Below are 6,000 nucleotides of genomic sequence, written 5' to 3'. Positions count from 1 at the left end.
TCAATCTTTTTCGGCTGTTGGGGGGCGGGGCCCCCCCGCCCCCCCCGCCCCCCTCAAAAAAACCCCCCCCGGGGGGGGGGGGGGGTGCCCCCCCCCCCCCCCCCCCGGCGCCGGGACGACATACAGCGTCAGCGCAAACACCGCATAAATGAAAATCATCAGCGCGCCGACGAACCATGCCGAGCGTCCACTGGTGGTGATGAAGGTCGCCGTGACTGTTGCGATCATCACCATGGTGACGGCGCCAGGCCAGAACTGAAGGTTCATTGGCGTCGGTCCCACGACATAGCTGAGCAGCACGAGCGCGGGTGCAACGAACAGCGCGATCTGGGAGGCGCTGCCGAGCGCAATGCTGACGACCATGTCGAGGCGGTCCTTGCGCGCAGCGGCAAGGGCAACTGCAAATTCGGCAGCGGCGCCAACCAGCGAAACGATGATGAACCCGACGAAAGCCGGACTCATGCCGAAGGTTTCCGCCGCCTTCTGCACCGATTCCACGAAGATCTCGCTCACCAGCGCCACCAGCACGGTGACGGCCAGCAGCGTCCCAACGGCTAGCCCGATCGGCCAGTGCGCTTCCTCCTGCTCGCCGTGATCGACGCTTGCGAACAATTCCTTGTGCGTCCCGAGCGAGAACCACAGGCCAAGCGCGTAAGCCGCGATCAGCAGGACTGAAATGCCGACGCTAAGCTTGTGAATGACGCCTCCGTCCTGCGGCAAATGCTCGAGGTCGGCGACTGCCGAGGGGGCCAGCAGGGCGACTGTCGCCATCAGCAACAGGCCGGACGACAGGCGCGCGCCGGCGCGGTTGTACTCCTGCACGTGGTAGCGCAGGCCGCCGAGCAGCAGGCAGGCGCCGAGCATGAATGTCGCGTTGGTGACGATCGCGCCGGCAATCGAGGCCTTCACCAGCATGTACTCGCCTGCCCGCAGCGCCGTGATGGCGATGATCAGCTCCGTCAGATTGCCGAGCGTTGCGTTGAGCAGCCCACCCACGGCATCGCCGGTCCTGGCGGCGACCGCTTCGGTGGCGTGGCTGAGCAGCGCCGCCAGCGGCACGATCGCAAGCACGGCGAGCACGAACAGCAGCGTGTGGGAATGCGGGGCGACCGCCTCCGCCACCAGCACGATGGGCACGAAGACCAGCATCCAGAGCAGAGGTGTATCCCGGATTTCCCTGAGCAGGGTTGTCATATGGGCCGCCCTTTCCATGGAAGCGTTGATGGAAGGTCCGGCGGCGCCGCGGGGTGAGTCTTGATCTGGCTCAAGCGGGCCAGAGGAGACGGGCCACTGGACGTCAGGAAGCGGACGTCGCGCATGATGAGAATGCGCCCTTGTCCCCGACCGCTGGCACGATAGCATCATGCCAGTGTTTTGCCCGACGGGTCAACGTGATCACTGCCACGAAGGTCGTCGCGACGCGCTCCGAAAATCCCTTATCGATCAAGGAGCCTTCTACTGTGCATGGGGTTGTTTTTCGAGTTTTTGTGTTGGCCCCCAAAAAAAATCGCAGGCATCCGCGACGATGGCTCACTCCGCCTGCAAGACCTCTGCAATCGCAGCCCCCGCCGCGATGGTGCCGAGCTTGCCACCGACGTCGCGCGTCGCCCTGCCCTCGCCGATCGCCTTCGCCACCGCGGCTTCGATCGCACGCGCCGCTTCCTCGTAGCGGACGGCGCCGCTCTTCTCGCCATGCCGGGCCAGCAGCAACGCGGTCGACAGGATCAGCGAGACCGGATTGGCAACGTCCTGCCCCGCGATGTCAGGTGCCGAGCCGTGCGCGGCCTGCGCCATGGCGTAGCGATCACCGACATTGAGCGAGCCGCCGAGGCCGAGGCTGCCGGAGAGCTCGGCCGTGAGATCGGACAGGATGTCGCCGAACATGTTGGTGGCGACGATGACGTCGAAGCGATCGGGGTTGCGCACGACATGCGCCATCATGGCGTCGACCAGGATGTCGTCGACTTCGAGGCCGGGATAGCCCTTCGCCGCCGCGCGGCAGATGTCGAGGAACATGCCGTCGCCGATCTTGAGCACATTGGCCTTGTGCACGATGGTCAGATGTCTTCGCCGCTTCATCGCCAGACGGCAGGCGGCGTGCGCGATACGCTCGCAGCAGAGGCGCGTGATCCGGCGCAGCGAGATCACGACGTCAGGCGTGACCAGCATCTCGCCATTGCCCTGTTCCATGTTGCGGTCGGCGTAGAACCCTTCGGTGTTCTCGCGCACGACGACGAGGTCGAACTCGCCAAGCCGGCCGGGCCGCCCCGCATAGGTGCGCGCCGGCCGGACATTGGCGTAGAGGTCGAGGCTCTTGCGAAAGTGCCTGGACGGGTTGATCTCGCCATGGGCCTCGTCCTTGAAGTCGAAGGTCGCGGTCGGCCCCAGGATCAGGCCGTCGGCGGCGCGGACGATGTCGAGCAGCTCGGGGCGCACCGTCGTGCCTGATAGCTTCAGGCTCGCATGCCCGACCGCGTGCTCCTCGAGGCGCAAGTCAAGCTGGAAGCGCTCGGAGGCCGCGCGCAGCACGCCCGATGTCGCGGTCGTGATCTCCGGTCCGATGCCGTCACCGGGCAGAACGACGATTTGCATGGTGATCCCCCAAGATTGCAGCAGTTGGCGCGATCATACGCCAGCCGCCGGCCGCATCGCCTGACCTTCGCGCATACACAGCATGCAAGCATATGCCTGTGGAAGCGGCCTTCGGCGTAGTACATGCCAAAAGTCCCCTTTCACCACGCCGCCGGAGCAACGCGCCAGGCAATGACAATCACGTTACCTGCCGCCGCGCGCGAGCCCGATCATCCCATTGCCGACGGCCTTCCGGCCACGCAGCGGCGCTGGGCGATCGCCGCCATCTTCACCGCGCTGGCGATGGCCTCCCTCGACACCGCGATCGCGAATATCGCTCTGCCAGCCATTGCCGCCGATTTGCACGTCACGCCGGAGCAATCGGTCTGGGTGGTCAATGTCTACCAGATCGCGCTGGTGGCGACCCTGCTGCCGCTCGGTGCGCTCGGCGAGATCGTCGGGCACCAGCGCATCTATCTCGGCGGCCTGATCCTGTTCACCATCGCCTCGCTGCTCTGCGCGGTGGCGTGGTCGCTGGACAGCCTGCTGGTCGCGCGCACGCTGCAGGGCCTGGGCGCCAGCGGCATCATGAGCGTCAACACGGCGCTGGTGCGCTTCGTCTATCCCGGCCGGATGCTTGGCCGCGGTTTTGGCCACAACGCGCTCGTGGTCGCGACCGCCTTCACCATCGGTCCATCGATCGCCTCTGCCATCCTCGCAGTCGGCCCGTGGCCGTGGCTGTTCGCTGTCAACATCCCGTTCGGCCTCGTCGCGATCGGGATCGGCTTTGCAATGCTGCCGAAGACGCCGCGCGCCGATCACGGCTTTGATTTTCTCGGCGCGGTCCTTGCGTCCGCCTGCCTCGGCCTGTTCATCACGGGCATCGGCAGCGCCGCGCACAATCTGTCGCCCGTCGTCGTGGGCATCGAGCTGATCACGGCCCTCGCACTCGGCTTCATCCTGACGCGCCGGCATGCCGACCATCCCGCGCCGATGCTGCCGATCGACCTGTTCAGCCGGCCGATGTTCGCGCTGTCGGCAGCGACCGCGGTGTGCTCGTTCGCCGTGCAGGGCCTCGCCTTCGTCTCGCTGCCGTTCTATTTCGAGGACGTGCTCGGGCGTTCGCAGGTCGAGACCGGCTTCTTCATGACGCCCTGGCCGCTGGTGGTCGGCATCATGGCGCCGATCGCGGGGCGCCTCTCCGACCGGCACGCGGTCGGCCTGCTCGGCGGCATCGGGCTCGTGCTGCTCGGCCTCGGCATGGCATTGCTCGCGATGCTTCCGTCCAATCCTGCCATCCCCGACATCATCTGGCGGATGGTGATCTGCGGCATGGGGTTCGGCTTCTTCCAGGCGCCGAACATGAAGGCCGTGATGTCGAGCGCGCCGCCGCACCGCAGCGGCAGCGCCTCCGGCATCGTCGCCACCGCGCGGCTGACAGGGCAAACGACGGGAGCCGCACTCGCGGCGCTGTGCTTTGCGCTGGCCGGTCACGATGGCGCGACCGTCGCTCTGGGGCTCGGCGCCGGCTTCGCCGCGCTCGGCAGCGTGATGAGCTTCCTGCGGCTGGCGGTGAAGTAAGCCTTCAGGCCAGGTGCCGGGCTGCGGTGGTGTCGAGCGTCGCAGCGGTCGGGATGACCGTCTCGTCATCGAGCGCAGCGAGGCGCCCGTCGATGGCTTCGATGACCTTGCGCGAGAACGGCCCGAGATGCGCATAGGCGGCAATCATCTGCACCGCGATCCGTGCCGATGACGTGTCGCGCTTGGCGCAGTTCATGAAGGTCTGCCACAGCGGCCCGCGCGCTTCGGGAAGGGCGGTGACAACGCGGTGCACCGTCTCCATCGCCCCGACCCGCGAGCGGATGTCGCCCTCGGCGAGCTCGGGGCGCTGCCTGGATCGGTCGAGCAGCGTCATCAGGCGGTCGACGCGTCCTGCGTAGGCGGCGGGGCTGTAGATGTGCTCCAGCACCCGCTTGTAGTCCGTCAGGATGTCGCGCAACGGGCGGACCGGATCGAAGTTGATGCCGTCCGTGCACTGATCGGCGCCGATGGTCGGCGCCAGATCGTGGCCCGGATGCAGCCGGCCTTCACGCTCGAGTCGGCGCGTGAGCTGCGTGTTCGGCAACGCATAGAGCAGGCCGACCATGGCGACGGGAATCGCGGCCTCCTCGATGAAATCGATCATCGCTTCCGCCATCGAGACCTTCTCGGTGTCGAAGCCGACGATGAAACCCGCGGTGACGAGCATGCCGGCGGCATAGATCTTGTGGATGCTCTCGGCGATGTTGCGCCGCGTGTTCTGCTTCTTCCGCATCGCGACCAGCGTTGCAGGGTCCGGACTTTCGATGCCAACGAAGATGCCGAAGAAATTGGCCGCGCCCATCAGCTCCAATAGCTCGGGATCGTCGGCCAGGTTGACCGAGGCCTCGGTGGACAATTCGAAGGGATAGCCGTGCGCGCGCTGCCATTCGGCGAGCTGGGGCAGAAACTGCCGCAGCGACTTCTTGTTGCCGATGAAATTGTCGTCGACGAAGTCGAGATGGCCGCGGTAGCCCATCCGGTAGAGCGTCTCGAGCTCGACAAACATCTGCTCGACCGTCTTGGTGCGCGGCACACGGCCGTAGAGCTCGATGATGTCGCAGAACTCGCAGGTGAACGGACAGCCACGCGAATATTGCACACCGAGGTAGAGATAGTCCTCGAACTTCAGGAGATCGAAGCGTGGCACCGGCGTCTTTGTTACGTCGGCCTGGAATTTCGGCGCAGTGAAGACGCCGGCGCGGGCCCCGCCTTCCCAGGCCGCGATGAACTCGTCGATGACGCTTTCGGCCTCGCCGAGCACCCGGAAGTCGGCCTTCTCGTAGATGTGCGGGCTGGAGGTGGGATCGGGTCCGCCGACGACCACCGGCTTGCCGGCGGCGCGGCAGAGTTCGATCAGGCGCAGCGTATCGGCCTGCTGCGGCAGCATGCCGCCGGTGAACACGACGTCGGCCCAGGTGAGATCCTCGTCACCCAAGGCTTGCGTGTTGCAGTCGATCAGCCGGACCGTCCAGTCCTTCGGCAGCATCGCGGCCACCGTGATCAGGCCGAGGGGGGCCGCGGGTCGCTTCACACCCATCAGCTCGCAGGATTCGCCAAAGCTCCAGAACGACTCCGCCAAGAACAGCGGATAGAGCATCAATACGTTGCAGCGCTGCGGTACGTTCATGGAATCCCTTTTTGCTTCGTCCCAGTGTACCAGAGCGCGTTCGTCTTGCACCCCGGTAAAAAGGACAAACTGTCGCCGCAATGGGAACTGCCCGGAACGCGCCGGGCGTCGTTCCGAGCCACCTCTTGGCGCCGGGAGAGGCTCATCCGGCCGCTTGGACGGCGATTTCGGCGGCAACACCGCGCTCCCGACATTCTTCCCCGCGCATGCCAGCCTCGCTG

General features: G+C 66.1%; 4 protein-coding genes. 1 reads left to right on the top strand and 3 read right to left on the bottom strand.

The genetic code is table 11. The annotated features are described in order from the left end of the window. Both cax and AC0L3X_RS06985 read right to left on the bottom strand, forming a co-directional pair. Complete coding sequence (cax, locus tag AC0L3X_RS06990; RefSeq protein WP_473316329.1) at window positions 1-1,194, bottom strand: calcium/proton exchanger; 1,194 nt, start codon at window positions 1,192-1,194, stop codon at window positions 1-3. Window positions 1,195-1,530: 336 nt separating this feature from the next. Then, window positions 1,531-2,592: an isocitrate/isopropylmalate dehydrogenase family protein gene (locus tag AC0L3X_RS06985; RefSeq protein WP_231144394.1), complete on the bottom strand. Its 1,062-nt coding sequence runs from the start codon at window positions 2,590-2,592 to the stop codon at window positions 1,531-1,533. A gap of 171 nt (window positions 2,593-2,763) precedes the next feature. On the opposite strand from AC0L3X_RS06985, the gene AC0L3X_RS06980 reads away from it, so the two are divergent. After that, complete coding sequence (locus AC0L3X_RS06980) at window positions 2,764-4,152, top strand: MFS transporter (RefSeq protein ID WP_063984847.1); 1,389 nt, start codon at window positions 2,764-2,766, stop codon at window positions 4,150-4,152. A gap of 4 nt (window positions 4,153-4,156) precedes the next feature. Here AC0L3X_RS06980 and AC0L3X_RS06975 read toward each other — a convergent pair whose 3' ends face one another. Beyond that, on the bottom strand, window positions 4,157-5,779 hold the full coding sequence (locus AC0L3X_RS06975) for a B12-binding domain-containing radical SAM protein (protein WP_473316328.1): 1,623 nt from the start codon (window positions 5,777-5,779) through the stop codon (window positions 4,157-4,159). Window positions 5,780-6,000: the final 221 nt, after the last annotated feature.

It is taken from the genome of Bradyrhizobium sp. MI1.7, assembly GCF_055811795.1.
This window is presented reverse-complemented; position numbering and strand designations above follow the sequence as displayed.

Excerpts from the sequence above, each read along its gene's own strand:
- AC0L3X_RS06985 (WP_231144394.1), bottom strand. The coding sequence starts at position 2,592 with ATGCAAATCGTCGTTCTGCCCGGTGACGGCATCGGACCGGAGATCACG.
- AC0L3X_RS06980 (WP_063984847.1), top strand. The coding sequence starts at position 2,764 with ATGACAATCACGTTACCTGCCGCCGCGCGCGAGCCCGATCATCCCATT.
- cax (WP_473316329.1), bottom strand. The coding sequence starts at position 1,194 with ATGACAACCCTGCTCAGGGAAATCCGGGATACACCTCTGCTCTGGATG.
- AC0L3X_RS06975 (WP_473316328.1), bottom strand. The coding sequence starts at position 5,779 with ATGAACGTACCGCAGCGCTGCAACGTATTGATGCTCTATCCGCTGTTC.